This is a genomic window from Bradyrhizobium sp. LTSPM299, assembly GCF_000938235.1.
Taxonomy (GTDB): Bacteria; Pseudomonadota; Alphaproteobacteria; order Rhizobiales; family Xanthobacteraceae; genus Bradyrhizobium.
Genome location: NZ_JYMU01000049.1, coordinates 271304 through 297501, shown reverse-complemented (window position 1 = coordinate 297501; position 26198 = coordinate 271304). Strand labels below are relative to the sequence as shown.

At 65.1% G+C, this 26198-nt stretch carries 21 protein-coding genes; 9 read left to right on the top strand and 12 right to left on the bottom strand.

Going from position 1 to position 26198, the window contains the following annotated elements; translation table 11 throughout:
* Window positions 1-5: 5 nt before the first annotated feature.
* Window positions 6-899 (bottom strand): LysR family transcriptional regulator, encoded by an 894-nt coding sequence (locus UP10_RS24620; RefSeq protein ID WP_044589797.1) that lies wholly within the window; start codon window positions 897-899, stop codon window positions 6-8.
* A 91-nt stretch (window positions 900-990) separates the two neighbouring features.
* Between UP10_RS24620 and UP10_RS24615 the strand changes: the two genes are divergently transcribed.
* Window positions 991-1743, top strand: a complete 753-nt coding sequence (locus UP10_RS24615; protein WP_044589796.1) for a sulfite exporter TauE/SafE family protein — start codon at window positions 991-993, stop codon at window positions 1741-1743.
* On the opposite strand, the gene UP10_RS24610 is transcribed toward UP10_RS24615, so the two are convergent.
* A complete protein-coding gene (locus UP10_RS24610) occupies window positions 1740-2375 on the bottom strand; it encodes a LysE family translocator (RefSeq protein WP_044589795.1) in 636 nt (211 codons plus the stop codon). The genes UP10_RS24615 and UP10_RS24610 overlap by 4 nt on opposite strands.
* A gap of 203 nt (window positions 2376-2578) precedes the next feature.
* Here UP10_RS24610 and UP10_RS24605 point away from each other — a divergent pair, with 203 nt between their 5' ends.
* Both UP10_RS24605 and UP10_RS24600 read left to right on the top strand, forming a co-directional pair.
* Window positions 2579-4378, top strand: a complete 1800-nt coding sequence (locus UP10_RS24605) for an adenylate/guanylate cyclase domain-containing protein (RefSeq protein WP_044589794.1) — start codon at window positions 2579-2581, stop codon at window positions 4376-4378.
* A gap of 62 nt (window positions 4379-4440) precedes the next feature.
* Window positions 4441-5100: a hypothetical protein gene (locus UP10_RS24600; RefSeq protein WP_044589793.1), complete on the top strand. Its 660-nt coding sequence runs from the start codon at window positions 4441-4443 to the stop codon at window positions 5098-5100.
* Between the two features lie 18 nt (window positions 5101-5118).
* On the opposite strand, the gene UP10_RS24595 is transcribed toward UP10_RS24600, so the two are convergent.
* Window positions 5119-6066 (bottom strand): alpha/beta hydrolase, encoded by a 948-nt coding sequence (locus UP10_RS24595; protein ID WP_044589792.1) that lies wholly within the window; start codon window positions 6064-6066, stop codon window positions 5119-5121.
* 220 nt (window positions 6067-6286) lie between these two features.
* Here UP10_RS24595 and UP10_RS24590 point away from each other — a divergent pair, with 220 nt between their 5' ends.
* Window positions 6287-6763 (top strand): Hsp20 family protein, encoded by a 477-nt coding sequence (locus tag UP10_RS24590; protein WP_044543154.1) that lies wholly within the window; start codon window positions 6287-6289, stop codon window positions 6761-6763.
* A 192-nt stretch (window positions 6764-6955) separates the two neighbouring features.
* On the opposite strand, the gene UP10_RS24585 is transcribed toward UP10_RS24590, so the two are convergent.
* A complete protein-coding gene (locus UP10_RS24585) occupies window positions 6956-7714 on the bottom strand; it encodes a hypothetical protein (RefSeq protein WP_044589791.1) in 759 nt (252 codons plus the stop codon).
* Between the two features lie 470 nt (window positions 7715-8184).
* On the opposite strand from UP10_RS24585, the gene gltB reads away from it, so the two are divergent.
* Window positions 8185-12936, top strand: a complete 4752-nt coding sequence (gene gltB / locus UP10_RS24580) for a glutamate synthase large subunit (RefSeq protein WP_044589790.1) — start codon at window positions 8185-8187, stop codon at window positions 12934-12936.
* A 141-nt stretch (window positions 12937-13077) separates the two neighbouring features.
* The gene (locus UP10_RS24575; protein WP_044589789.1) at window positions 13078-14535 is read left to right on the top strand and encodes a glutamate synthase subunit beta; all 1458 of its coding nucleotides are present in this window, start codon (window positions 13078-13080) and stop codon (window positions 14533-14535) included.
* Window positions 14536-14714: 179 nt separating this feature from the next.
* Here the strand turns inward: UP10_RS24575 and UP10_RS24570 are convergent, their stop codons facing one another.
* Window positions 14715-16352, bottom strand: coding sequence for an outer membrane beta-barrel protein (locus UP10_RS24570; RefSeq protein ID WP_197086892.1), 1638 nt, complete (start codon window positions 16350-16352; stop codon window positions 14715-14717).
* Between the two features lie 268 nt (window positions 16353-16620).
* Here UP10_RS24570 and UP10_RS24565 point away from each other — a divergent pair, with 268 nt between their 5' ends.
* Entirely contained in the window at window positions 16621-17628 is a 1008-nt protein-coding gene (locus UP10_RS24565) for a KpsF/GutQ family sugar-phosphate isomerase (RefSeq protein ID WP_044589787.1), read from the top strand.
* 112 nt (window positions 17629-17740) lie between these two features.
* Here the strand turns inward: UP10_RS24565 and UP10_RS24560 are convergent, their stop codons facing one another.
* Window positions 17741-18280 carry a carboxymuconolactone decarboxylase family protein gene (locus UP10_RS24560; protein WP_044589786.1) on the bottom strand — a complete coding sequence of 180 codons (540 nt, stop codon included), beginning with the start codon at window positions 18278-18280 and terminating at the stop codon, window positions 17741-17743.
* A gap of 74 nt (window positions 18281-18354) precedes the next feature.
* Here UP10_RS24560 and UP10_RS24555 point away from each other — a divergent pair, with 74 nt between their 5' ends.
* Window positions 18355-18687, top strand: coding sequence for a winged helix-turn-helix transcriptional regulator (locus tag UP10_RS24555; RefSeq protein ID WP_044589785.1), 333 nt, complete (start codon window positions 18355-18357; stop codon window positions 18685-18687).
* A 180-nt stretch (window positions 18688-18867) separates the two neighbouring features.
* On the opposite strand, the gene UP10_RS24550 is transcribed toward UP10_RS24555, so the two are convergent.
* From UP10_RS24550 to hemH, 3 genes are all read right to left on the bottom strand, one after another.
* Window positions 18868-19314, bottom strand: a complete 447-nt coding sequence (locus tag UP10_RS24550; protein WP_044589784.1) for an NfeD family protein — start codon at window positions 19312-19314, stop codon at window positions 18868-18870.
* A gap of 40 nt (window positions 19315-19354) precedes the next feature.
* On the bottom strand, window positions 19355-20344 hold the full coding sequence (locus UP10_RS24545) for an SPFH domain-containing protein (RefSeq protein WP_044590096.1): 990 nt from the start codon (window positions 20342-20344) through the stop codon (window positions 19355-19357).
* A gap of 194 nt (window positions 20345-20538) precedes the next feature.
* Complete coding sequence (gene hemH, locus UP10_RS24540; protein ID WP_044589783.1) at window positions 20539-21576, bottom strand: ferrochelatase; 1038 nt, start codon at window positions 21574-21576, stop codon at window positions 20539-20541.
* A 198-nt stretch (window positions 21577-21774) separates the two neighbouring features.
* Between hemH and UP10_RS24535 the strand changes: the two genes are divergently transcribed.
* Window positions 21775-22173, top strand: a complete 399-nt coding sequence (locus UP10_RS24535; RefSeq protein ID WP_044589782.1) for an MAPEG family protein — start codon at window positions 21775-21777, stop codon at window positions 22171-22173.
* Window positions 22174-22341: 168 nt separating this feature from the next.
* Here the strand turns inward: UP10_RS24535 and UP10_RS24530 are convergent, their stop codons facing one another.
* Genes UP10_RS24530 through UP10_RS24520 form a run of 3 tightly spaced genes read right to left on the bottom strand, consistent with a single transcriptional unit; the run spans window position 22342 to window position 26194 of the window.
* Complete coding sequence (locus UP10_RS24530) at window positions 22342-23445, bottom strand: nickel/cobalt transporter (protein WP_156180232.1); 1104 nt, start codon at window positions 23443-23445, stop codon at window positions 22342-22344.
* Complete coding sequence (locus UP10_RS24525; protein ID WP_044589780.1) at window positions 23445-24092, bottom strand: DUF1007 family protein; 648 nt, start codon at window positions 24090-24092, stop codon at window positions 23445-23447. The genes UP10_RS24530 and UP10_RS24525 overlap by 1 nt, the downstream gene beginning before the upstream one ends.
* A 2-nt stretch (window positions 24093-24094) precedes the next feature.
* Window positions 24095-26194, bottom strand: coding sequence for a M3 family metallopeptidase (locus UP10_RS24520; protein WP_044589779.1), 2100 nt, complete (start codon window positions 26192-26194; stop codon window positions 24095-24097).
* Window positions 26195-26198: the final 4 nt, after the last annotated feature.

Genomic DNA, 26198 nt, shown 5'->3' with positions numbered 1-26198 from the left:
CCATATCAGCGCTGCACTTCCGCCCGCAGATAGTCGACGAGCTGCTTGGCCGGCCGCGGTAGCGCCTTGAAGCTGCGGGCGCAGATCGTCAATCGGCGATTGGCCCAGCCGTCGCGGATCCGGATCGCCACGATCGGCATCGCCGCGGTGCAGCGCCGGGCGGCAGTTTCCGGGACCACGGCAACGCCGACATCGGCCGCGACCATCTGGCAGATGGCGTCGAAATCGCGCAAGCGCGCACGGAAGCGCAGCCGCGCGCCGAGCTTTGCCGCATGCCTGGACACATGGAGTTGCAGCGCGGTGGTCGCCGTCAGGCCAACGAAATCGCGCTCGACCACCTCCTGGAAATCGATCTGGCGACGGTTGCCGAGATCGCTACGCCGCGACGCCACCAGCATCAGCCGGTCCTCGCTGAACAGGAAGCGCTCGACGTTGTCGGGCAGCGCGTGTTCCGCGGCAAAGCCCAGATCGGCGGCGCCGCTGGCGATCGCGGTCGCGATGTCGGTGCTCTCGCGTTCTTCGACGTCGATGTTGATCTCGGGGTGTTCATGCAGGAAGGCGGCCAGCGCTCGCGGCAGATGCTCCGACAGCCCCGAAGTATTGGCGAGCAGCAGCACGCTGGCGCGAACGCCGCTGGCATAGGCGGCGAGATCGCCCTGCAAGGCCTCGACATTGTGGATCACGATGCGGGCGTGGTCGAGCAGGCACTCGCCCGCCGCCGTCAGTTCGACGCCGCGGCGGCCGCGCTTGAGCAGCGCGACGCCCAGCGCCTCCTCCAGGCCCTTGATCCGCTCGCTGGCCGAGGCCAGCGCCAGGTTCGCGCGCGCCGCGCCCCGGGTGATGCTGCGCGCATCCGCCACCGCGATGAACAATTGCAAGTCGATCAGGTCGAACCGCATGGCGTTTCCTGCCCTTACCTTCGGTCCATCCGAAGGCTAACCCCGTAACCTCCAGATTGTGCCGATCGCATCGATCGGTCAATCTGCGGCCATGGTCGACCATCTCCTGATCTTCATCGCTTTCGCCTTCCTGCTCGCCGGCTTCGTCAAGGGGGCGCTTGGCCTTGGCCTGCCGACGGTTGCGATGGGGCTGCTGGCGGTGACGATGCCGCCGGGCCAGGCGATCGCGATCGTGATCGTGCCGGCCATCGTCACCAATATCTGGCAGACCTTCGTCGGGCCGTATCTGCGCGACATCCTCAAGCGGTTGTGGCCGTTGATGGTCGGCACCGTCGTCGGCATCTGGCTCAACGCCGGGCTGCTCACCGGGCCTTATGCGCCCTACGGCACCGTCGTGCTCGGCCTGTTGCTGGTGATCTATGCGATCGTCGGATTGAGCAAGTTCAGTTTCAAGGTTGCGCGGCGCGACGAGAAATGGGTCGGCGGCATCGTCGGCGTCGTGACCGGGCTGATCTCGGCGGCAACCGGCGTGCAGGTCATCCCCTCGATGCCGTTCATGCAGGCGATCGGGATGGAGCGGGACGAACTGGTGCAGGCGCTGGGCGTCTTCTTCACCACGGCGACCGTCGCACTGGCCTTCAATCTCACGGCAGCCGGCCTGCTGACCGCAGCCACCGCACTGCCCGGCGCCGTTGCGATGGTGGCGTCCTTTGTCGGCATGTTCGTCGGCCAGTCGGTGCGCTCACGGATGCACCCGGACGTGTTCCGCCGCTGGTTCCTGATCTCGATGATCCTGCTCGGCATCTATCTCGCCGGCAGCGCGCTGATGAAGCTGCACGGCTAGCGCGACTCGAGCATCGCGACGCGGAAGCCGAGATAGATGAACAGGGCGCCGAGCGAGCGGTTGATCCAGGCGATCACCCCGGCCGATTGCCGGATGCGGCCGGCGGCCCGCGCCGCGAAAGCCGCGACGCCGAGGCACCACAGCGTGCCGGTGACGATGAAGATCAGCCCGAGGAACAGGAAGGCGAGCGTCTTGTGCGGGGCGTCAGCCGCCACGAATTGCGGCAGGAAGGCGAGAAAGAACAGTGCAACCTTCGGGTTCAGGACATTGGTCAGCGTCCCCTGCCAGAAGATCCGCCCGACCGAGGTCTCGCCGCCCTGTCCCGTCATGTCCGCGATCGGTTTGGCGTGCGACAGCAGCATCTGCAGGCCGGTCAGCACCAGATAGGCCGCTCCAATCAGCTTGACCGCCAGGAACGCAGCCGACGACGCCATCAAGAGCGCCGACAGTCCGATCGCCGCGCCCAACACATGGACCAGGCAGCCGCAGCTGATGCCGAGGGCGGCCGCGGCACCGCCACGCCACCCCAGCTGGATGCTGCGGCCGATGATGTAGGCGGTATCTGGCCCCGGGGTGATGTTGAGCAGCAGGCCCGACAGGACGAAGAGCCAGAGTTCGTGGATACCGAGCATGGCCGCGAGACTAACCTATCTGAGTAACGAACCGGAAAGGATGCCTGCCCAGAATAGCGCCATCCCTGCGACATACACATTCATTAGAGTATCGGATTGTGAAGTCCGTTGGTCGCATGCCAATTCCTGTTACAATGCACTAGGTCTTGTAACTAATGGATTCGGCTACATCGGTTGAGTGGCCATTCCGGGGCAAAAGGGACATGGAAAGACGGCTAGCCGCCATTCTTTGCGCTGACATCGCCGGCTATTCCCGCATGATGGGTGCCGACGAGGCGGGTACCCATGCCTCGTTCAAAGCGCACCGCAGCGCGATCTACCCGATCATCCTCAATCATGGCGGCCGAATCGTCAAAAATACCGGCGACGGCTTCCTGCTCGAGTTTCCGAGCATCATCGGCGCCATCGAGGCCGCGGTCGCGATGCAGACCATGATGGCCGAACGCAACGAACACCTGCCGGCCGATCGCGCCATGCACTTCCGGATGGGCGTCCACATGGGTGACGTCATGGCGGACGAGGACGAGGTGTTTGGAGACGACGTCAACATCGCGGTCCGTCTCGAGGCGGTCGCAGCTCCCGGCGGCATCGCGGTCTCGGAGAAGGCCCGCACCGAGGCCGGGCGGCGGCTTGCCGTCACCCTGCTCGATGCCGGCCCGCACCGCTTCAAGAACATCGCCGAACCGGTCAGTGTCTGGACCTGGGCGCCGGCCGGATCCGATCTGCAGGAGAAGGTCGCGCAGGACGGGCCGCATCTGCCGGGGCAATACAGGACGGCGATCGTCGGCGTGCTGCCGTTCGACAATCACAGCGGCGGCGCCGACGAATACTTCTCCGACGGCCTGACCGAGGATCTGATCCACGCGCTGTCGCTGCAATCCTTCTATCGCGTGCTGGGCCGGAACTCGACCTTCGCCTACAAGGGCAAGAACGTCTCTACCCGCCTGATCGCGCGCGAGATCGACGCGAGCTATCTGATCCAGGGATCGGTGCGGCGCGCCGGCAACAAGATCCGCGTCACCGCCGAACTGATCGCGCCGGAAAAGGGCGAACAGTTGTGGACCGGCCGCTATGACCGCGACATGGGCGACCTGTTCGCGATGCAGGACGAGATCACGTCCAATCTCTCCGCCGCGGTTGCCCAGGAGATCTATCGCGCCGAAGCCTCCGCGCCGGCGCGCTCGCCCAATTCCGAGCTGACCGCGTGGGACCGCTTCCTGAAGGGCCTGTCGCACTACTATCACCAGACCAAGGACGATTTCGAAATCTCGATTGCGCTGTTCAAGGAGGCGATCAAACTCGATCCCGCGCTGTCGATCGCTCGCGCCTATCTAGCTACCATCCAGATTCAGGGCTCCCAGTTCGGATGGATCCCAAGCACGCGCGAATTGTGGGTATCGTCGGTCGCCCTCGCCGAAAGCAGCGTGCGGCTCGACCCGCGCTCGTCCTTTGCCTTCTCGCTGCTCGCCTATCTGCACGCGATGCAGGGGCACTACGAAGCCGCGATGGACGCCATCAAGCGGGCGATCGAGCTCAACCCCTACGACATGGGCGCACGGGGCGTGCTCGGCATCTGCCACATGGTGATCGGCGATCACCGCAGGGCGGTCGAGCTGTTCTCGATGGCCGTTCAGCGCGACAACAGCGATCCCCGCTATCAATGGGGAGCTTTGAACGCGTTCAGTCATTACCTGCTCGGGCAATATGACGCATCGCTGTCATGGTCGCGCGAAACGCTCTATCTCAACCCGAACCACCTGCAGGGCCTTGCGGTGCGCGCTGCGGCGCTCGCCCAATTGGGGCGTACGAATGAGGCCAAGCAGGCCGCCGAAGCGCTGCTAGCTAATTATCCGGGGCTCACCGTCGAACGGCACTTGCGCAATTTCCACTGGAAGAACGCGGCCGACATCGCCCACTATCGCGAAGGCCTCTTGAAAGCCGGCATCCCTTTCGGCAAACTCGCCCTGGTTGCACCGACAATTAGACTCGCCGCAAAATCCTAGGTGGCTTCATCCCGAGGTAACGAGTCTCTTTTAGTCTGAAGGCTTTTCAGGGATATTGTTTGATGCCCGATATCGCTGCGCGCGAGACGCCTGCCCCGCAGGTTTCGCCCGATAATCCGTGTCCATTCCTGCGCGCGCTGGTCGCCGGCGACTATGTCGGCGGCCATGTCGTGCCGCTGCCGGAGTTGACCAAGACCATCGGCCGCGCGACCGGCAAGACCGGCCTGCCTGGGCTCGATGCCGACGCGAAGATCTTCATGGTCGCGCAGATGGCAAACGGCATCGGTCCGTTCAGCCAGCTGCGCAGCCTGACCAAGGGCGCCATCCTCGATGAATTGCGCAACGGTCCGCTCGACAAGCACGGCGCCGGCTCGCGCATCCTCGACCAGCATGCCGTGGTGCATGAGGACGAGATCGCGCGCCTCGCCACCTTCGGCAAGGACTACGCGAATCCCGACGGCGGCGCCGAACGCGGGCTGTCCGCCTCCGACATCAAGACCTTCATGGCCGCCAACTTCCAGCGCGCCAAGGACGAACATCCGCCGTCCTACGCGATCCTGCACTTCTATTATCCGCTGTTGATGCTCGGCGAGTGGCCGGTGCTGCTCGACATCATGGGCAAGGGCGAAGGCAAGGACCGCTATCTCAGCGTCGCAGAGGTCAGGACCCTGTTCGTCGACCGGCGCTTCCCCGACCGGATCGTCGCGCGCCTGAAGCGGTGAGGTGTTATCGCCTCCGGTTCACTTAAACAGCGGCGTGCCTGGCACGAAGGCGTCGAACGCCGCCCAGAATTGTGCGCGATAACGATCCTGTTCCTGCAGGATCTCGTGCTTGGAGCCGGCGATCACGAGGTGCGAGCCGGCGCGTAAGTGATAGGCGAACTCCTCGATCGCTGCTGTCGACACCACGTCGTCATTGCTCGCCGCGAGCATCAGAATCGGCTGCCGGATCTCGGACGGGTAGGACTTGCCGCGGAAGGTCCGCATCGCGGTGAACGCCGTATCGGCCCAGGCAACCGTCGGCGCCGCGATGCCGAGCGTCGGGGCTTCCTCCAGGATCGCGGCATTGCGGGCATAGCGCACCGGATCGCTGGTGACGGGATTGCCGACGAAGTCGGACACGCCGACGAGGTGATCGCTGCCGCCCGGAACGTAGCGGCCGCCCTGCCCGGTCAATCGCATGATCCTGAGCAGCGCGCTCGGAATGAAGGAGGTGCGGCGGCGCGGCAGATCGATCATCGGAGCCGAGAGCACCATGCGGTCGAACCAGCGCTTGCCCGCATGCGCAGCGCGCAGCATCACCGCGCCGCCCATCGAATGCGCCAGCGCGAAGTAGGGCGGCGGGCAATCCGGCAGCACAACTTGCTGCACGAAGGTCTCGACGTCGACCTCGTAGTCGGCGAAGTCGCGCACATAGCCCTTGCGCGAGTCGCGCAGCCGCCGCGACGAGTGGCCCTGCCCGCGCCAATCGATCATCGCTACCGCGAAGCCGCGATCGCGCAGGTCGCGCACGGTCTCGAAGTATTTTTCGATCATCTCGCCGCGCCCGGCGAAGATGCAGACCGTGCCCTTGCGGCCTGGCGGCGGCGCCCAGCGCGCGAAGCGCAGCTCGGCTCCGTCTGGGGTCTTGATGGTGCCGCTGACAACGTCCTCCGGAACCGGATTGGCTGGAATCGAGACGAGCGTCATGCACGGAACCGGTTAGGTGGAACGAGGTGGAAATCAAGAGCGCGGGCGCCAAAAAACGACGCTGTTTCCAGCTCTTGAACGCAACACAGCCCCTCCCATATCACCTCCGTGCAGGCCGCTACCAGTGTTTCGGAACCGGAACATCAGGCTGCACACAGACTAGGCCCGGCCCGATGGCGGGCGGGTATTTGAAACAGTCGCTCAATGGAGGACTATCCCTATGCGTACCTATGATCTCACCCCGTTCTATCGTTCCACCGTCGGCTTCGACCGCCTGTTCAGCCTGCTCGATCAGGCGACCTCGGACGGCAGCCCCGGTTATCCCCCCTACAACATCGAGCGCACCGGCGAGAACGCCTACCGGATCAGCGTTGCGGTTTCCGGCTTCTCGCAGGCCGAGCTCTCGATCGTCGCCAAGGAAAACACGCTGACGATCAAGGGCGAGAAAACCGCCAACGAGAACTCCGGCGACAAATCCGAAGTGCTCTATCGCGGTATCGCCGCGCGGGCGTTCGAGCGCCTGTTCCAGCTTGCCGACTTCGTGCAGGTGAAAAACGCCTCGCTCGAGAACGGCCTGCTCCACGTCGACCTCGTCCGCGAGATCCCCGAGGCCAAGAAGCCGCGCAGCATTCCGATCTCCAGCAGCGATAAGGCCCCGCAAGTCGTCGACGGCTCGGCTGCCAAGGTCGCTGCCTAACTAAGTCCAGCGTCGGCAGATATTGGCCGCACGCGAAAACGCCCCGGGAAACCGGGGCGTTTTTCGTTTTGTGGGTTCACGCGTCGTTCCGGGGCGCGCGAAGCGCGAACCCGGAACCTCGAGATTCCCCGGTGCGCAATTGCGCACCTGAGGTCTGGTCCTTCGGACCGTCCCGGAATGACGGTGCCCGACTTACTCCAACCCCTGCACCTTGGGCATGTCCTGGGTCGGCAGAATCGCGGGCGCAGCCGGCGCCGGCGGAGCGGCCAGACCGACTGTCGGGGTTTCGGCTTTCGCATTGGACTGCGTGGCCTGCGCCTCAGTCGGCTTCGGCGCGGCGGCTGCGGTCTGCTGGGCGGGCGCGGGGGCTGCCGCTTCTGCGGCAGCAGGCGCCGGTGCCGTGGCCTCAACCGGGGTCGGAGCAGATCGCGCCGCAAGCGGGCTCCGCTTCGGCACCGGGACGGCGCGGCTTGCGACATGCGGGATCGGAGCCGGCGGACGCGGCACGCGGGCCTGGATCGGCGGCGGCATCGGGCCGGCCGGTCCGTAGGTCGCGGTCAGTTCGTCATCGAAATTGTCGCCCATATCGTGGGCCGGCGTGAAACCGACGATGCGCCCGTTACGGGCGTCGATCACCAGCCGCCCGTCGTCACCGCCATGGTCGATCACCGCGATCGTGTAGACGAAGCCACGCTGCCGCGGGGCACCAAGCGGCAGGTAACCGTTCTCGCGGAGCACGGTGTAGACCTCCATCGGCGGCAGCAGGCTCGGCACGCGGCCATAGCGCGGCGGCGGCGGAACCTCCGGCATGGCGGCATAGGGCCCCTCGACGTCGGAGACCTTGATGGCCAATGAATTGCCGAGCTCGTAGGGCGCCAACAGTTGCGCCTGCGCCGAGGCTGCGCTGAGCGCCAGAACGGCCGCTGCAACCGATCCTGTGAACAACTTCATTGCCGTAGCTCCTGTCTGCCCACGCCAAAGGAGCGTTCCCGCCCTCTTGCTGGCTGCCACCGGCGGAATTTCCTTGTAAATTCCGGCGGTCCTTGGCCGCTCCTTGGGCCGGATCGCGGCGCGTTTGCTTCAAATCAAGGGCGGCAAAGGCCGTGCGAGCTGTCCGATCCGAGCATGCAGGCGAGGACTCTCACGCGCTTGTGTGATAGAGAAAAATTTGGCAAGGTCGGAGTTAGGACAGCAAGACTGTCTCAATTTCGAAGCCATCCCGGCACAGGGATTGCAACGAAAACTCGGCGCCCCGGGCTCCGAGAGTGCTGCAGGCAGGGCTGTTCCACAGGGACGTTGAACGCCCGTCGTCTGAACTAAGGAAAATGCGGCTCGCGGCGGACGAGCGGTGGCCCGGTGGGTGCCGCAACGCCCAAGGTGCGCCAATGAGGGTAAGGCCCCTGACGTAAGGGAGAGGACACATGAGCGGGTCGGAATTCGAGCGCGAAACCATCGTGGCAGGAACGCTGTCGGCGACCGCGGATTCGAAAGCCGCCGAACCTGCCGATGACCTCTACCCGCGTGAACTCCACACCTGGCGCCCGGAAGCGGAAGGCCTGTTCGATCCGAGTTTGGAGAAGGACTCGTGCGGCGTCGGCTTCATCGCCAACATCAAGGGCCAGAAGTCGCATCAGATCGTCTCCGACGCGCTGAGCATCCTCTGCAATCTCGAGCATCGCGGCGCCGTCGGCGCCGATCCGCGCGCCGGTGACGGCGCCGGCATCCTGGTGCAGATCCCGCACGCCTTCTTCGCGCGCAAGACCGCCGAGATCGGCTTCAAGCTGCCGAAGCCCGGCGAGTACGCCATCGGCGCGCTGTTCATGCCGCGCGATGCGGCGTGGCGGAACGTGATCAAGAGCATCATCGCCGAGGAGATCAAGAACGAGGGCTTCAAGCTGCTCGGCTGGCGCGACGTGCCGTCAGACAATTCCTCGCTCGGCGTCACCGTGAAGCCGACCGAGCCCTATCACATGCAGGTCTTCATCGGCAGCAACGGCGCCGCCAAGACCGAGGACGATTTCGAACGGCGGCTCTACATCCTGCGCAAGTCGATCTCGCAGGCGATCTATCAGCGCCGCGACCGCGGCATGGCGGGCTATTACCCGTGCTCGCTGTCGTGCCGCACCGTGATCTACAAGGGCATGTTCCTCGCCGACCAGCTCGGCAAGTACTATCCCGACCTGCACGAGGCGGATTTCGAGAGCGCGCTGGCGCTGGTGCATCAGCGCTTCTCGACCAACACCTTCCCGACCTGGTCGCTGGCGCATCCCTACCGGATGATCGCCCATAACGGAGAAATCAACACGCTGCGCGGCAACGTCAACTGGATGGCGGCGCGGCAGGCGTCCGTGCATTCGGAGCTCTACGGCAAGGACATCAGCCGTCTATGGCCGATTTCCTATGAAGGCCAGAGCGACACCGCCTGCTTCGACAATGCGCTCGAATTCCTGGTGCAGGGCGGTTACTCGCTGCCGCACGCCGTGATGATGATGATTCCAGAAGCGTGGGCCGGCAATCCGCTGATGGATGAGCAGCGCCGCGCCTTCTACGAATATCACGCCGCCCTGATGGAGCCGTGGGACGGTCCGGCCGCCATCGCCTTCACCGACGGCCGCAAGATCGGCGCCACGCTGGACCGCAACGGTCTGCGCCCGGCGCGCTACCTCGTCACCAAGGACGACCGCATCGTGATGGCGTCCGAAATGGGCGTCTTGAAGATTCCGGAGGAGCAGATCGTCACCAAGTGGCGGCTGCAGCCCGGCAAGATGCTGCTCGTCGACCTCGAGCAGGGCCGCCTGATTCCCGACGACGAGATCAAGGCCGACCTCGCCAAGAGCCACCCCTACAGCGAATGGCTGCACCGCACCCAGCTCCAGCTCGAGGATCTGCCGGGTGCGCCGGCCAAGGGCGTGCGCTCCAACCTGCCGCTGCTCGATCGCCAGCAGGCGTTCGGCTACAGCCAGGAAGACATCACCATCCTGATGACGCCGATGGCGTCCACGGGCGAGGAAGCCGCGGGCTCGATGGGCAACGACACGCCGATCTCGGCGCTGTCGGACAAGCCGAAGCAGCTCTTCACCTACTTCAAGCAGAATTTCGCGCAGGTCACCAACCCGCCGATCGACCCGATTCGCGAGGAGCTCGTGATGAGCCTCGTCTCGATCATCGGGCCGCGGCCAAACCTGTTCGACCTGCAGGGCCTGGCCTCGACCCAGCGCCTCGAAGTGCGCCAGCCGATCCTGACCGACGCGGACCTCGAGAAGATCCGCTCGATCTCTGACGTCCCCGACACCCATTTCAAGTCGCGCACGCTCGACACCACCTTCCACGCCGGCTTCGGCGCGGCGGGCATGGAGCAGGTGCTCGACGAGCTCTGCGCCCGCGCGGAAGGCGCGGTGCGCGAGGGCATCAACATCATCATCCTGTCCGACCGGATGACCGGCACCGACCGGATCCCGATCCCGTCGCTGCTGGCCTGCGCCGCCGTGCATCATCATCTGATCCGCACCGGCCTGCGCACCTCGGTCGGCCTGGTGGTCGAATCCGGCGAACCGCGCGAGGTGCATCACTTCGCCTGTCTCGCAGGCTACGGCGCCGAGGCGATCAATCCCTATCTCGCATTCGAGTCGATCCTCGCGATGAAGGAGAGGCTGCCCGCCGCGCTCGACGACTACGAGATCGTCAAGCGCTACATCAAGTCGATCGGCAAGGGCCTGCTCAAGGTGATGTCCAAGATGGGCATCTCGACCTACCAGTCCTATTGCGGCGCGCAGATCTTCGATGCCGTCGGCCTGAAGGCGGACTTCGTCGCCAAGTATTTTGCCGGCACCCACACCCGCATCGAGGGCGTCGGGCTGGCCGAAATCGCCGAGGAGACGGTGCGGCGCCACAATGACGCGTTCGGCGACGCGCAGGTCTACAAGACCTCGCTCGACGTCGGCGGCGAATATGCCTATCGCAGCCGCGGCGAGGACCACGCCTGGACCGCGGAATCGGTCTCTTTGCTGCAGCATGCCGCGCGCGGCAATTCGCTGGAGCGTTATCGCGCGTTCGCAAAGATCCTCAACGAGCAGTCGGAGCGTCTGCTGACGCTGCGCGGCCTGTTCCGGATCAAGAGCGCCGAGGACGACAAGCGCAAGCCGGTCAAACTCGAGGATGTCGAGCCGGCCAAGGACCTCGTCAAGCGCTTCGCCACCGGCGCGATGTCGTTCGGCTCGATCTCGCGCGAGGCGCACACCACGCTCGCGATCGCGATGAACCGGATCGGCGGCAAGTCGAACACCGGCGAAGGCGGCGAAGAGAGCGATCGCTTCAAGCCGCTGCCGAACGGTGACAGCATGCGCTCGGCGATCAAGCAGGTCGCTTCGGGCCGGTTCGGCGTGACGACGGAGTATCTCGTCAACTCCGACATGATGCAGATCAAGATGGCGCAGGGTGCCAAGCCCGGCGAAGGCGGCCAGCTGCCCGGCCACAAGGTCGACGCAACGATCGCGCGGGTCCGGCACTCGACGCCGGGCGTCGGCCTGATCTCGCCGCCGCCGCACCACGACATCTATTCGATCGAAGACCTTGCCCAGCTGATCTACGATCTCAAGAACGTCAATCCGGACGGCATGGTCTCGGTCAAGCTCGTCTCCGAGGTCGGCGTCGGCACGGTTGCCTCCGGCGTCGCCAAGGCGCGTGCCGACCACGTCACCATCGCGGGCTTCGAGGGCGGCACGGGTGCCTCGCCGCTGACCTCGATCAAGCATGCGGGCTCACCGTGGGAGATCGGCCTCGCCGAAACCCACCAGACCTTGGTACGGCAGCGGCTGCGCAGCCGCATCGTGGTCCAGGTCGACGGCGGCTTCCGCACCGGCCGTGACGTCGTGATCGGCGCGCTGCTCGGGGCCGACGAGTTCGGCTTCGCCACCGCGCCCTTGATTGCGGCCGGCTGCATCATGATGCGCAAGTGCCACCTCAACACCTGCCCGGTCGGCGTCGCCACCCAGGATCCGGTGCTGCGCAAGCGCTTCACCGGCCAGCCCGAGCACGTCATCAACTACTTCTTCTTCGTCGCCGAGGAAGTGCGCGAGATCATGGCGCAGCTCGGCTACAAGACGTTCGACGAGATGATCGGCCAGGTCCAGATGCTGGACCAGACCGCGCTGGTCACGCACTGGAAGGCCAAGGGCCTCGATTTCTCCAAGCTGTTCGTGCGGCAGCCGGAGGAGAAGGGCCAGAAGATCCATCACTCGGAATGGCAGGACCATCACCTGGAGGCTGTTCTCGACCGCCGGCTGATCGAGCAGTCGCGGGCCGCGCTCGACCGCGGCGCGCCGGTGAAGATCGAGGAAGAGATCAACAACACCGACCGTTCCGCCGGCGCGATGCTGTCGGGTGCGGTGGCCAAGATCTACGGCCATGCCGGCCTGCCGCTCGACACCATCCATGTCAGCCTGAAGGGCACGGCGGGACAGGCGTTCGGCGCCTGGCTCGCCAAGGGCATCACCTTCGAGCTCGAGGGTGAAGGCAACGACTATGTCGGCAAGGGCCTTTCGGGCGGGCGCATCATCGTCAAGCCGCCGAGGCACTCGGGCATTGTTCCGGAGGAGTCGATCATCGTCGGCAACACGGTGATGTATGGCGCGATCGCGGGCGAGTGCTACTTCCGCGGCATCGCCGGCGAACGCTTCGCGGTGCGCAACTCGGGCGCGGTCGCAGTCGTCGAAGGCGCCGGCGATCATTGCTGCGAATACATGACCGGCGGCATCGTCGTCGTACTCGGCAAGACCGGGCGCAACTTCGCGGCCGGCATGTCGGGCGGCATCGCCTATGTGCTGGACGAGGCCGGCGACTTCGCCAAACTCTGCAACCTCGCGATGGTCGAGCTCGAGCCGGTGCTCTCGGAGGAGATGATCAACGAGGGCACCTACCATCACTCCGGCGATCTCGAGGCGCATGGCCGGGTCGACGTGTTCCAGAACTTGCTCGACTCCGACGTCGAGCGGCTGCACGTCCTGATCACGCGTCAGGCCAAGCTGACGGGCTCGAAGAAGGCGGCCGGCATCCTCGCGGACTGGAAGACATGGCTGCCGAAATTCCGCAAGGTGATGCCGGTGGAGTACCGCCGCGCGCTGAAGGAAATGAAGGCCAACGCCGACGCCGAGCCGAAAATCGCAATCGGAGCGTAGGTTCACCAGGCGTCATTCCGGGGCGCGCGACGCGCGAACCCGGAATCTCGCGAAGCAACCTCCAGGCTCCGGGTTTGCGCCTGCGGCGCATCCCGGAGCGACCAACCAAGACGAACACGAGATGCAGGGGCATCAGGTTTAATGGGCAAGATCACAGGTTTCCTCGAGATCGAGCGGCACGACCGCAAGTACGGACCGGTCGCGGAGCGGCTGAAGAACTTCGACGAGTTCGTCATTCCCCTGAGCGAGAAAGACACCCGCGACCAGGCCGCGCGCTGCATGAACTGCGGCATTCCCTATTGCCACGGCACCGGCTCCGCCGTGCCGGGCACGCCGGGCTGTCCGGTCAACAACCAGATCCCCGACTTCAACGACCTCGTCTATCAGGGCAACTGGGAAGAGGCCTCGCGCAATCTGCACTCGACCAACAATTTCCCGGAGTTTACCGGGCGCATCTGTCCGGCGCCGTGCGAGGCGTCCTGCACGCTCAACATCGACGACAACCCGGTCACCATCAAGACGATCGAATGCGCGATCGTCGACCGCGCCTGGGATAATGGCTGGCTGAAGCCGGAGATCGCCCCGCAGAAGAGCGGCAAGAAGGTCGCCGTGATCGGCTCCGGCCCGGCCGGCATGGCCTGCGCGCAGCAGCTCGCGCGCGCCGGCCACGATGTGCATCTCTACGAAAAGTTCGCCAAGGCCGGCGGCCTGCTTCGTTATGGCATTCCCGACTTCAAGATGGAAAAGAACGTCATCGACCGCCGCGTGGCGCAGATGGAAGCCGAAGGCGTCACGTTCCATTATGGCAAGCCGGTCGGCGGCAGCGCAGCTGATGCAATCGATCCGCAGGAGCTGGCCAAGCAATATGACGCGGTGGCGCTGACCGGCGGCGCGGAAGCCCCGCGCGATCTGCCGATTCCCGGCCGCGATCTTGCCGGCATCCACTTCGCGATGGATTTCCTGCCGCAACAAAATCGCCGCGTCTCCGGCGAACCGCTGAACGGCGTTACCGACATCCTCGCCGACGGCAGGCATGTCGTCGTGATCGGCGGCGGCGACACCGGTTCAGATTGCATCGGCACCTCGTTCCGGCAGGGCGCCAAATCGGTGACCCAACTTGAGATCATGCCGGCGCCGCCCGAGCACGAGGACAAAGGCTTGACCTGGCCAAACTGGCCGCTGAAGATGCGGACGTCGTCGAGCCAGGCCGAAGGTGCTGCGCGCGAATTCGCGGTGCTGACAACGAAGTTCGAAGGTGTCGACGGCAAAGTGACAAAACTGCACTGCGTCAAGGTCGACGACAAGTTCAAGCCGCTGCCCGGCACCGAATTCGTGCTAGAGGCCGAGCTTGTGCTGCTCGCGATGGGCTTTGTGCATCCCGTGCACGAGGGCCTGCTCAAGACGCTCGGCGTCGATCTCGACCAGCGTGGCAATGTCCGCGCCAATCTGCAGGACTACCAGACCTCGAAGGCCAAGGTCTTCTCCGCCGGCGACATGCGCCGCGGCCAGTCGCTGGTGGTCTGGGCGATCCGCGAAGGCCGCCTCTGCGCCAGGTCGATCGACACGTTCCTGATGGGGAAGACGGACCTGCCGCGGTAAGGCCGCGGCGGTTACCTCGACCAGCAATCACAAACTCAACTGTCATCGCCCGCGAAAGCGGGTGACCCAGTATTCCAGAGACCTCACTGCTTGAGCGAATAGGCCGCGGCGTACTGGATGCCCCGCATGCGCGGGGCATGACACCTAGCGTGTGGACACGGCTCGCGCCAACCCGCTAGCTAGTTCTGCACCCGCACGCCCAGCATCACCACCGTCGAGGCTGAGCTCGATCCCGGTGAGCTCGAATCCAGGATGTCGCGACGGAGCGTGCCCTTGATCCAGAGGCTGCGGGTCAGCTTGTAGATCAGGTCGCCCGAGAGCGAGTAGATCTTGTCCGAGCGGTTGTCGCCCTGGTAATCGAGCGTGCCGTAGGTGAACCTGCCGATGCCGGTCAGCCAGCGGCGGAAGTCGTGATCGACCTCGAACGTGTAGGTGCGCGACAGCACGCCCGAGGTGCCGGGCAGCGTGGTCTCGCCGAGCTGCGTATCGGAATAGAATTTCACCGTCGTCAGCGGCGTCGCAGTCCAGGTCAATGAGGCCGTGGTGAGCAGGCCCTCCAGCCGGTTGAGCCGTGTGTCGGCATAGTCGCGCATCGCGTAGCCGATCGAGATCTCGCCGAACAGCAGCCGCGTGAACTCGAAGGACGTGCCGGCCTTGGCGTAGCCGCCGGTCGAATCGCGCGCATAGCCGTTGCGGTCGAGGGTGAGATCATGGACGCGGCTGTCGCCTTGCACCTCGATGAAGGGCTTGACGGCCGGCGTCAGCTCATAGCTGACGCGGCCGACGCCGCCATACGTGGTGAAGTTGCGGTCGTCGTTCGACGACATGGTGCCGTCGGTCAGCTTCGACCATTGATAATCGGTGCGGTCGATGGTGGCGCCGGCGGAGACCTGCAGGCGGTTGAAATTCTGGTCAAAGCCGAAGGTGCCGCCGATCGTGCTGTAGAGCGGATATTGGGCGAGGCCGGTCTGCACGTTCGGGCTACCGGGATTGTCGGTCGCGACGAGGAAGCGCGCCTGCGCGGTGAGGTGGGTGTCGCGCGAAACGTCGAAGCGGCCGTCGATATGGCCGATTAGATTCGGGCGGTCGACATCGAGCGGCGCCGACAGCGGCGTGCCGTCGGCGTTCGGCGTCAGGCTGGAGCCGTATCCGGTGAAGGAGCCGCGCAGATCGGCGACAACGGAGTGACGCTCCCAGTCGGACACTGCGAGGAATTCCGGCGAGACCATGTAGAAGGCCTTGCCCTGCGGCTGATACAGCCGGCCCGGATTGGTGTCGTAGCCGCCCATGACCTCGACCGCCGTCTTGATCAGGAACGAACCGGCATAGTCGCCGACCGCGCCGAACGGATCGTCGTCGACCTTCAGCCGCTTGCGCGGCGGCTGGCCCACAATGGTGCCGGCCATCGCCGGCGGCAGCGGCGGCTTGTTGGCGGTCTCCGACGGCGCGATCGACAGGCGCAACTGCCCGGTCGCGTTCCGCGGCGGCGGTGTGGGCGGCGGCGTGCCGGGTCCGGGCCGCGGCTTCGGCTTGGCCTGGCCCGGATAGTATTTCGGCTGCTGCCGCTTGCGATTGAGCGAGTCGTAACCGGCAGTCGAGGCGCCGTTGGCGGCGGGCGTGCCATAGATCGGGACCTGGCCGATACGCGACGGCGCGCGCCTGTCACGATCGGGGTCGGGCAGCTTGGAGTCGTTGAGGGGATCGGCGGCGTCGGCCGTGGTCCGGCGCAGCGGCGAGTTCGGATCGGCGATCTGGCTCTGGCGCGTCGAGCTGAACAGGTCCGGGGTCACGGTCTGGGCGCTGGCCAAGCCCGGCATCGCGATCAGCACAAGGCATGGCAAGGCAACGCGAACGAGGCGTGCGCGCCCTTCTCGGCCCGTTGCTGGACCCCGCACCACGATGAAAATACCCCAACTAATTCATACACTTGTCAGACGCACTCCGACCGGCGGCGGAAAACGTCGTTAATGGAGTTAAGACAATTATGGTTAACGACCCGTTGAGGACGGCGGCCGACGCGTCGCCTCTTTGCCGCGGCCGTGCTAAGGGAGGCGCCCGGGCGAAAAGCCCTCCCTGGAATTCGACATGGCCAAACCGAAACCGCTGATGACCAAATCATCCGGGCCTGATGACGGCGCCGTTCAATCGGCGCTCCGCACCCTCGATGCCGAAGCAAGCGGCATCGCCGCGATCAGCGCGGCGCTCAAATCCGACCTCGGCGCGTCCTTTACGGCGGCCGCCGAAGTGATCCGCAAGGCCAAGGGACGCGTGATCGTCACCGGGCTCGGCAAGTCGGGCCATATCGGCCGCAAGATCGCCGCGACCTTTGCCTCGACCGGCACGCCGGCGTTCTTCGTGCACTCGGCCGAAGCCAGCCATGGTGATCTCGGCATGATCACGGCCGACGACGCGATCCTCGCGCTGTCATGGTCCGGCGAGCAGCCGGAGATGCGGAACCTGATCGCCTATGCCGCACGCTTCGGCATTCCGCTGATCGCGATGACGGCGGACCAGGACTCGACGCTGAGCAAGGCGGCCGACGTGCAGCTGACGCTGCCGAAGGCGCGCGAAGCCTGCCCGCACAATCTCGCGCCGACGACGTCCTCGCTGATGATGCTGGCGCTCGGCGATGCGTTGGCGATCGCGCTGCTGGAAGGCCGCGGCTTCACCTCGACCGATTTCAGCGTGCTGCATCCGGGCGGCAAGCTCGGCGCGCTGCTGAAATATGCGCGCGATCTCATGCATACCGGCGACGCACTGCCGCTGAAGCCGCTCGGCACGAAAATGTCGGACGCGCTGGTCGAGATGACCTCGAAGGGTTTTGGCTGCGTCGGCATCGTCGATGCGCGCGGCCATATCGTGGGCATCGTCACCGACGGCGATCTGCGCCGGCAGATGCGCCCGGAGTTGCTGACCTTGTCGGTCGACGAGGTGATGACCAAGAACCCCAAGACGATCAGCCGCGACACGCTCGCCGGCGAAGCGCTGGAGCTGCTCAACGCGTCGAAGATCACCACACTGATCGTGACGGATGCGAAGAAGCCGGTCGGCATCATCCATTTGCACGATTTGCTGCGGGCGGGTGTGGCGTAGGCTCGCTCACTTTGTAGGGTGGGCAAAGCGAAGCGTGCCCACCATTCCACCACCGAGTGCTTGATGGTGGGCACGGCGCAAGCGCGCCTTTGCCCACCCTACGGTCCCGGGATTACCCCGGAAACCGCTCCGCGGTCGCCTCAAGCGGCAGCGCCAGCGCGTTGGCGAGATACGACACCGTGCGGTAGAAGCCGCACAGCAGAATGATCTCCAGGATCTTGTCCTCATCATAATGCGCCGACAGCGCCGCGAACTCGGCGTCATCAAGCGTCGCGCGCGCGTGCAGCGCATCGACGGCAGCTAACATTGCCTGTTCGGCCGGCGACCAGCAGCCAGCGTCGGCCTCGCCGTGCACTGTGGCGCGAACCTGTTCCTCCGAGAGCTCCGCGGCGGCGCCGAACTCCGCGACGTGCACGCCCCATTCATACTCGCAGGCATTCAGCGCGCACGTGCGGTCGATCACGATCTCGCGCTCCCTGAGCGAGAGCGGCCCGCGATCGAGCAGGCTGCCACCGCGAAATTTTTCCCAGGCGCGCTGATGCCCGGCCATCACGCGGAACAGCATCAGCGGCGATTTACCGCGCATGATGCGGTCGAAATGCTGTTGAACGTCGACCGCGTAAGGCGGCTCGAGCGGCGCGATGCGTGACATGGCCTGTTATCCTTGCTACATTTACTGTAGCTAGACGCTACAATATCTGTAGCATCGTGCAAGGGGCTTTCGTGATGCCCAGGCAGGTTCCCCCGGCACGGCGCAGCGTCCGCGGCTCGCGGACCGGCCGCCCGATCATGGCGTTGCTCGACCTGTTGGGGCGCCGCTGGAGCTTGCGCATCATCTGGGAATTGCGAGAGACCGCGCTGACCTCGCGCGCACTGCGGACCGCCTGCGACGAGGCCTCTCCGACGATCCTGCAGACCAGGCTCGACGAGTTGCGCGAGGCGGGCTTCGTCGAGCTGACGGACAACGGCTATCGGCTCACCGGGTTTGGTCGAGAATTGACCGAAACCTTCACGCCGCTCCATCGCTTCGCCGAGCGCTGGAGCAAACGCGAGGGCTGACTAGATCACCAGCTTGCTCGGTGCACCTCTCCCCTTGTGGGAGAGGTCGGATCGCATCGACAGATGCGATCCGGGTGAGGGGTTGCGGTCTCACGACATAGTACGCCGTATGGAGAGAACCCCTCACCCCAGCCCTCTCCCACAAGGGGAGAGGGAGCCCACTGAGTGTGCGGAAAGAGGCTACGCCGCCGCCACCGTCAGGCTGGCACCATCCGCGCGGACGATTCTGACCCGGCTGCCGGCCGGCGCATCGGGGCCGGCGACGCGCCAGACGGTGTCATCGATCCGCACCGTGCCGGAGCCGTCGACGATCGGCTTCTCCAGCGTGAACTCGCGGCCGATCATCGCCTCGGTGCGGCGGTTGAGGAACGGGTTGCTCTTGCTCACCTGCGTCGCGCTTTTGGCAAGATGCCGCCAGACCGGCACCGCCGCCGCGGCGAACACCGCGAACATCAAGAGCTGCGTCTGCCAGGACGGATTGATCGCGAACGACAGCAAGCCGACCAGCAATGCCGCGAGCCCGAGCCAGAACAGGAACACGCCGGGCGCCGCCAGCTCCAGCGCCATCAGGATGAAGCCGAAGATCAGCCAGTTCCAGGTACCCAACGTCGTAAACATCTCGGCCATGATGCGCCCCCTACAATTGCCGGCGTGACGCTACCACGCCTCACGTCCTCGGCGGTGGCGTTGGGCCGGCCGACGGCACCGAGCCGCGCCGCGCGGCTGCCTGGGCGGACGCAGCACTCTCGCCGAAGGTGGCCTTGGCGATCTCGCCGATGCCGGCGAGCGAGCCAAGGATGCTCATCGCCTCGATCGGCAGCATGATGATTTTCTGGTTCGGCGAGTCAGCCAATTGCCCGAACGCCTTGATGTATTTGTCGGCGATAAAATAATTCAGCGCGGCAACGTCGCCCTTGGATATGGCGTCGCTGACCATCTGGGTTGCCCGCGCCTCGGCCTCGGCGGACCGCTCGCGCGCCTCGGCGTCGCGGAACGCGGCCTCCTTGCGGCCTTCGGCCTGCAGGATCTGGCCCTGCTTGGCGCCCTCGGCACGCAGGATCTCCGACTGCCGCTGGCCCTCCGCCTGCAGGATGTCGGCGCGTTTGACGCGCTCGGCCTTCATCTGCCGGCCCATCGCCTCGACGAGGTCGGCCGGCGGCACGATGTCCTTGATCTCGATGCGGTTGACCTTCAGGCCCCATGGCGACACCGCGGCATCGACGACGCGCAGCAGCCGCTCATTGATCTCGTCGCGATGCGACAGCACCTGGTCGAGATCCATCGAGCCCATCACCGAGCGGATGTTGGTCATGGTCAGCACGATGATCGCCTGGTTGAGGTTGGAGACTTCGTAGCTCGCTTTCGCGGCATCGAACACCTGGTAGAACGCGACGCCGTCCACCGTCACGGTGGCGTTGTCCTTGGTGATCACCTCCTGCTCGGGAATGCTGATCACCTGCTCCATCATATTGATCTTGCGCCCGACCCGGTCGAAATAGGGCACGATCAGATTGAGGCCCGGCGTCAACGTGCGGGTGTATTTGCCGAACCGCTCGATGGTCCAGTCAAAGCCTTGCGGGACGGTCTTGACGCCGGCGAACAGCGTGATGATGACGAGAAGTACCAACGCGATCGCGAAAATATCGAAGCCAGTCATAAAGTCCTCCAAAACCGGCAGATTCGTCGCCGGACGCGGTCGTGCATTGGTCGGCAGCACCGCTACGCCGGTTCAGCCGGCTGTTCTTCTGAACATTACGTAGGGAGCGGTGGTGCGGGCTGCCAGATGTATGAGGGGTAAACGGATGCTGCGTGTCCAGTGTCACGGATCGTTAACAATTAGATCCAGCCTCGTTAGATCCAGCCCTGAAGCTCGCGCAGCACGAGCTGGCGGATCACGTCCATGCCGCCATCGCTGTCGTTGAGACAGGGGATCGCCGCGAACTGCTCGCCGCCATTGTGCCTGAAGATCTCGGCGTTCTCCTGCGCGATCTCCTCCAGCGTCTCCAGGCAATCGGCGGAGAAGCCGGGCGTGACCACGGCAATCCGCCGCACCCCGTCCTTGGCCAGCTTCGCGACGGTCTTGTCGGTATAGGGCTGCAGCCACTCGGCGTTACCGAAACGCGATTGAAAGGTCAGGATCAGCTTCGAGCCATCAAGCCCGAGCCGTTCGCGCAGGGCGTCCGTTGTTGCGATGCACTGCGCCTGGTAGGGATCGCCCTTGTCGACGTACGACTTCGGCATGCCGTGGAACGACGCGAGGATGATTTCGGGCTGGAACGGCAGGCTCGCCAGATGCGCATTGATCGAGACCGCCAGCGCCTCGATGTAATCGGGGTCATCGTAATAAGGCGGCGTCACCCGCAGGATCGGCTGCACGCGCATGCCGGCCAGCACGCGAAACACCTCGTCGCAGACGGTCGCCGAGGTCGCTGCGGAATATTGCGGATAGAGCGGCACGATCAGGAGACGGCCGCAGCCCTGGGCGGCAAGCGCCTCGATCCGCGAGGTGATCGACGGGTTGCCGTAGCGCATCGCCCAGTCAACCACGACATGATCGTGATCGGCGATCGCAGCCGCCAGCTTCTCGGCCTGCGCGCGCGTGATCGTCTTCAGCGGCGATTCATTCCGCTCGGCGTTCCAGATCTTCCGGTAATCGCGCGCCTTGCGGGCGGGGCGGATGCGCAGGATGACGCCGTTAAGGATCAGCTGCCAGAGCAGACCCTGGTTCTCAATCACCCGCGGATCCGACAGGAATTCCTTGAGATACACCCTCACGCCCGCGGCATCGGCCGTATCCGGCGTGCCGAGATTGACCAGCAGCACACCGACGCGCTCGGGCGTCGCTTCCGCGGCCGGCTTCGCGCTCTCGAAGGGAATGACCGTGCTCATAATAGCCTTCTCACGACAAGCGTCGGGCTTCGCGCGTTGCTCCAACCTTGTCAAGCCGAGGGCGGGTTGGCTACGTTCCGGTCCGGCCAGAGCGTTTTCGAGCGAAGTGGATACCGGTTCGCGTGAAGAAAACGCGTCAAAACAAGGAATCTAGAGCCCTGTTCCGATTCCATCGGAGCAGGGGTCTAGGGAGGAACCATGACGATCGCCGAATGGTGCGTCTTCGGGACGCTGATGCTCTCGCTCCTGACGATCGCATCCGTGAAATGGATCGGCTTTCGCCGTTTCGACAATTCCCGGCCGCGCGATCCCGACTTCTATGACGACCCGATCCGCGCGCGGGCGCTCGGCGCGCACCAGAACGGCATCGAGGTCTTCCCGTTCTTCGCAGCCGCGGTGCTGCTCGCCGAATTCCGGCTCGGCCAGTTGCGGCTGATCGACGAGCTGGCGGTGCTGTTCCTGATCGTGCGCATCGCCTACGTCTTCACCTATATCGGCAACCGGCCGACGCTGCGCTCGATCCTGTGGAGCATCGGCTTCGCCATCAACATCGCGATCTTCTTCCTGCCGGCGATAAGGGGGTATTTGCCGGGGTGATGCCTCTTCTCCCTCGCCCCGTTCTTACGGGGAGAGGGCGGGGTGAGGGGCCGTCTCCACAAAAATCGTCAGAGAGGAGTGCGCGGTGAGTCCCCCTCACCCGGCGCTGTGCGCCGACCTAAGAGCGATCTTCGCTCGTCTCGATCCCCGCAAGCGGGGCGAGGTAACTCAAAAACACGTCACCCGTTCGGCTGCGACATAGCCGAACAGCAGGCCGAGTCCGAACAGAAGCACCAGCCCGGCGGCGCCGAATTCCAGGCCGCGCATGATCAGCATGCCGCCGCCTTCGCGTGCGGCACTCAATCTCTCTGCCATGCCGCGCGCCGATACGGCGGCAATGGCGATCGCCGCCACGGTGATGGCGGTGCCGAGCCCCATCGCGAAGGTCGCGGCAATGCCGGCCCAGAACAGGCCCTGCGCCAGCGCGAACACCAGCACCAGGATCGCGCCCGAGCACGGCCGGATGCCGACCGTGACAATCGCGCCCAGGCCGCGCTGCCAGCCGCCGGGTCCGGCGAGTTCGGCCGGCGTCGGCCCGTGTGAATGGCCGCAATGCTCGTCATGGACGTGGTGCGGATCGTGGTCATGATCATCAGCGTGGTCATGACCGTGACCATGGTCGTGATGCCCGTGCGCGTCATGATGGTGGTGATCGTGGTCGTGGCCATGGTCGTGATCGTGATGCGCCCCGGCCATCGCCAGCGCAGGCCGCGGCACCTGCAGCGCACGGATGAAGCCGCCGCCCTTGACCCAGACCAGGCGGGCGCCGAACGCGGCGATCAGAGCGTAGCTTGCGATCTCGATCGCCTTCTCGGCGCCGCACATCGTCTTGGCCGTGGCATTGAGCAGCCAGGCACAGATCCCGACGATGATGACGGCGACCAGCGACTGCATCAGCGCCGAGGCAAACGACAGCACGATGCCGCGCCGCGCCGTCTCGCGATTGGCGACCAGGTAGGACGAGATCACTGCCTTGCCGTGGCCCGGGCCGGCGGCGTGGAAGATTCCGTAGGCAAAGGAAATCGCAAGCAGCGTCCAGACCGCCGAGCCGTCAGATTTGGCGGCGCGGATGGTCGCCGAGATCTCGCGGTAGAACTCCGACTGTTTTGCGAGCAGCCAGCCGATGATGCCGCCCTGCGGTTCGGCGGCACGCGGCGCGCCGAATGGATTTTGCGCCAGCAAGGTGTGGACCGCGCCATCGAGCAGGACGAATGCGGCTAGCACGGCAGCGGAAATAGTGAGGCCGCGCATCACGCGGGATGACATCGGCATCATGGGCACTCCACCAGGATCTTGTTAGCGAACATCATGGCGAAATTGGCGGCGCTGCCGTCCAGGAAATTCTGCTCGCCGAGCTTCTGTGCGGCCGCGCTGCCGTCGTTCGGCCGCTGGAACTGCATCTTGCAGTCGCCCGCCGCGCCGACCAGCTTCACCGGGTTCTTCTCGGCATATTGAAAGTCGATGAAGTAGGTCGGATCGAACACTTCGAGCGAGAGTTCTCTGGCCTTGAACGGGATCTTCACCGGCAGGGTGAAGTGCAGCGTCAGCGCCGTATCCTTGTATTCGAGGAAATAGTCGACCGGCTCGGTGAACTTCTGCTTCTTTCCGTCAGCCTTGGCGAAGGTGAAATAGGCATACTCCTTCAGCGACTCGACATTGGTCTGCGCCAGCGCCGCCAGTTCCTCGCGGCTGTAGGCGCCCTTGGTCTTGGCCTCGATGCCCTGCAGCGCATAGGACGAGAACATGTCGTCGAAGGTCCAGGCGTGGCGGATGCCGGTGATGGTGCCGTCGGGCGCATAGATCAGCTCACTTTTGGCGGTGATCCAGACATGCGGATGGGCTTCCGCCGCCGCCGCGCCGAGCACGACGGCACAAGCAAGCACAAGCAAGGCGATCAGGCGGTTGAAGACCGGCCTCACCTTCAGGCCGCCTCGGGCGTCTCGAGCAGGCCGCGGCGGCGCAGCAGCGCGTCCGGCTCGGGCTCGCGGCCGCGGAAGGCAACATAGGCTTCTTCGGGATCGCGCGAGCCACCCGACGAATAGATGTCGTCAAGCAGCCGCTTGGCGGTGGCGGGATCGAAGATGTTGCCGGCCTCCTCGAAGGCGCCGAACGCGTCGGCATCCATCACCTCCGACCACATGTAGCTGTAATAGCCGGAGGCATAATGGTCGCCGGAGAAGATGTGGCCGAACTGGGTCGGCCGATGACGGAGCGAGATTTCGGCGGGCATGCCGATCTTCTCCAGCTCCTGCTTCTCGAACGCCCGGACGTCGCGGCTGGCGGCCGCCGGCTGGGTGTGGAATTCGAGGTCGATCAGCGCCGAGGAGACGAACTCCACTGTGGCAAAGCCCTGGTTGAACCTGCGCGCGGCTAGGAAGCGCTTCAGCAGATCGTCGGGCAGCGGCTCGCCGGTCTGGTAGTGTTTTGCGAAGCGCTGCAGCACTTGCGGCTGCTCCTGCCAGTGCTCGTAGAGCTGCGACGGCAGTTCGACAAAGTCGGTGAACACGCTGGTGCCCGACAGCGAGGGATAGGTCACGTCCGAGAGCATGCCGTGCAGGCCGTGACCGAACTCGTGGAACAGGGTCCGCGCGTCATCCGGCGACAGCAGCGACGGCGCGCCGTCGGCGCCCTTGGCGAAGTTGCAGATATTGAGGACCAGCGGCGCGATGTCGCCATCGAGCTTCTGCTGGTCGCGCAGCGAGGTCATCCAGGCGCCGGAGCGCTTCGAGGGCCGCGCGAAGTAGTCGCCATAGAACAGCGCCTTGTGCTTGCCGGCGCGATCCTTGACCTCCCAGACCCGGACGTCCGGATGCCAGACCGGGACGTCCTTGCGTTCCGCAAAGGTGACGCCGAACAGGCGGGTGGCGCAGTCGAAGGCGGCCTCGATCATGTGGTCGAGCACGAGATAGGGCTTGATCGCGGCATCGTCGAAATTGGCGCGCCGCTGCCGAAGCTTTTCGGCGTAGTGGCGCCAGTCCCACGGCGCCAGGGCGAAATTGCCGCCCTCCTCGGCGATCAGCGCCTGCAGCGCGTCGCGGTCGGCGAGCGCCCGCGCCCGCGCCGGCTTCCAGACCCGCTCCAGCAGGCCGCGGACAGCCTCGGGCGTCTTGGCCATGGAATCCTCAAGCCGGTACGCCGCGTAGGTCGGGAAGCCCAGGATCTTCGCGCTCTCCTCGCGGAGGCTGAGGATCTCCACGATGGTCTCGTTGTTGTCGTTGGCATTGCCATTGTCGCCGCGGGCGGCGAAGGCCTTGTAGACCTTCTCGCGGAGGTCGCGGCGGGTCGAGCTCTGCAGGAACGGCTCGACCGAGGAGCGCGACAGCGTCACGATCGCCTTGCCGGGCATACCGCGCTGTTCCGCCGCGGACCTGGCTGCCGCCACATATGTGTCGGAGAGGCCGCCGAGGTCGCCTTCGCCGAGCTCCATCGACCAGTCCTGCTCGTCGCCGAGCAGATGGTGGCTGAATGAGGTACCGAGATGGGCCAGCCGCTCGTTGATCTCGGCCATCCGTGTTTTTGCGGACTCGTCGAGCCCGGCGCCGGCGCGGTGGAAGCGAGTGTAAGTCCGCTCCAGCAGCCGAATCTCCTCCCCGGTCAGGCCAAGCGCGGCGCGCTTCTCGTGCAGCATGGCGATGCGGCCAAACAGCACGGCGTTCATCATGATCGGATTCCAGTGCCGCGCCATCCGGAGCGACACATCCTTGTCGATCTCGAGGATGGCCGGGTTGGAATGCGCCGAGACCAGGTCGTAGAACACGGACGCGACCTTCGAGAGCAGCTTGCCGGAGCGCTCCAGCGCGGTGATGGTGTTGGCGAAGTCGGGCAGCCCTGGATCATGGGTGATGGCGGCGATTTCAGCCGAATGGTCGGCGAAGGCCTGCTCAAAGGCGGGCAGGAAATGCCCCGGGAGGATCTCGGCGAAGGGCGGCGTCTCGAACGGCGTCTGCCATGGCTTCAGGAGGGGGTTGGCCAAAGTCTGGACCTTGTTCTGGACCTGGGCCTGCGCGCTGGTTTCTGACATCAGA